Source organism: Candidatus Desulfolinea nitratireducens (assembly GCF_982879505.1).
Genome location: NZ_CEYOSI010000092.1, coordinates 1 through 1,989, shown reverse-complemented (window position 1 = coordinate 1,989; position 1,989 = coordinate 1). Strand labels below are relative to the sequence as shown.

Genomic DNA, 1,989 nt, shown 5'->3' with positions numbered 1-1,989 from the left:
TTCATCGCTTCTCTTTGACGCGCTTGTTCATCAGGCGAAATGTTTGGAGAAAGAAGTGCGTCAAAGATGGATTGCACCTGCAATATAGATTCACTTAATTGCGTGGTCGCAATATTTGAATTAATAATTTGGTTATAACTAATTGCCAATGTAGATTGAATCGTTTGCATGCCAAAAATTCCCGACACAAAAATACTAAGCAACCCAAAAACCATAATGACGGTAATTAGATTTAGTTTCCTGTTTACCGATATTCTTGTCAGAAAGCTTGTTTGCTGGTTCATGCTATTTTGAGCCTCATGCTTGATCCTTATCAGTAAGCTGAATGACGACATCTGCTCCAGGTATGACACGGCCTAATTCCTCAACGGCAGTTTGCAGAACGTTGCGAATATTGATGGATGCAGCACCAATATTGGAGGAAATATCACCAATAACTTGCTCCTTGGATGCCCGCCTCTGGCTTTCCGATAGCAAACGGGCATTTTCCATGGTAATGGCAGCACGCTCAATAATGGCAGTGGCTATATCTAATTCATCCTGAGTCCATGGGCGCTTACCACCGCCCTGTATCTTTATTTCTCCAATTTTCTGCCCGCGTAAAATAATTGGAAGATTTAGCATTTCAACGTCATTCAGGTCATCTTTTGCAATTGGTTCCTTTAGCAAAGTGACCTTTCCTTTTCTGCGACGAAGACCAGCCAGGTTTTCTGAAAGCTTAAATTGATCCCAGCCTAATATTGTCCCCTGCTGTGAGACCAATACTGATTGCGCCAAAGCGTATCGTGCTTCCTCGTAAAGGCGCGCGTTATTGATCGCAATACTTACCTGATCTGCCAGGGTTGAAAGTGTGTCGATATCTTCTTGAGAAAACGCATTGGGCTCAACGCTTTGTACATCAAGAGCACCAATTATTTGGTTGCCGACAAACATTGGTAATGCCATCTCAGAACGGGTGTTGGGCAGATCTGGATTATCAAAATATATATTATCCTGTCCGGTATCCAAGGCGATTCGTGCCTTTCCTCGACTGGTAACAAAGCCGACAATACCAGTTTCCCCAACCTTGAGTTGGTGATTTCGCTCCAACATTTCCTTGCCACCAGGACTGTTTGCAGCACGCAAAACTGCAAATTCCTTCGATTCATCAAGCAAAAAGACTCCAACATGATAAAATCCAAAATTTTGGCTAATTACCTCTGTGATATTTGGTAAAAGAGTTTCGGAATTTTGCGAAGTACTAATGCTGCGTGCAACTTGCGCGATGGCCTCAAACTGTACAGCTCGACGCTGGCTTTGCTCGCTGGCCTCTTCAAGCTCAGTTGTACGTTCTACAACACGTTCCTCCAGGCTCCCCAACATTTCTTTGAGCTGGGCCGTCATTCCTTTGAAGGCTTCAGCCAGAACATGAACCTCTTCAACGGAGATTTTGGGAATATTTACTTCCAAATCTCCTTTGCTAAATTGGATAGCTGCGGTTCTTAGTTGGTTTAGGGGTGTAGTTAACACCCGGCTTACTCCAAAGCTGATTACCATAGCGCCAATTACTATCGCAATCAGCATGAGTAATCCGAAAATCTGTGATTGTTGATTATTCTCGGCCACCATTGCCTGAGCCTCGCGGTAGGCTGTTTCCATTTCAGCTGCTGGCACAATCACGCCAAGGCTATAGCCTGTGGATGAAACAGGTGCATAGGCCATATAATGTTCTACCTCATTGATTTGAGCACGGATTTGTCCGGTGTTGCCCGAGGCCATATCTTGAAACTGTGATTGTAAATCCTGCGGTCCCTGTTTTAGTGATGCAAGTTGTGATTCTTCACCCTCGAGGGTTTCCTCGCGAAGAATTCCAAAGTTTGAGTAGCCAAGATCAGGCATGGCGATAATATTATTTGAGGAATCACTCAAAAAAGCGTAACCAGTTTGGCCAATCTTAATATTCAAAACCTGGGTGGTTATCGTTTCCAATTTAACATCGGCGCCAACCAC

1 protein-coding gene is annotated in these 1,989 nt (G+C 43.9%); it reads right to left on the bottom strand.

Annotated elements, in window-relative coordinates; translation table 11 throughout:
- Nucleotides 1–297 precede the first annotated feature (297 nt).
- A partial coding sequence (locus AC3DOM_RS09575; RefSeq protein ID WP_487918819.1) for a GAF domain-containing protein occupies nt 298–1,989 on the bottom strand: 1,692 nt, incomplete at its 5' end.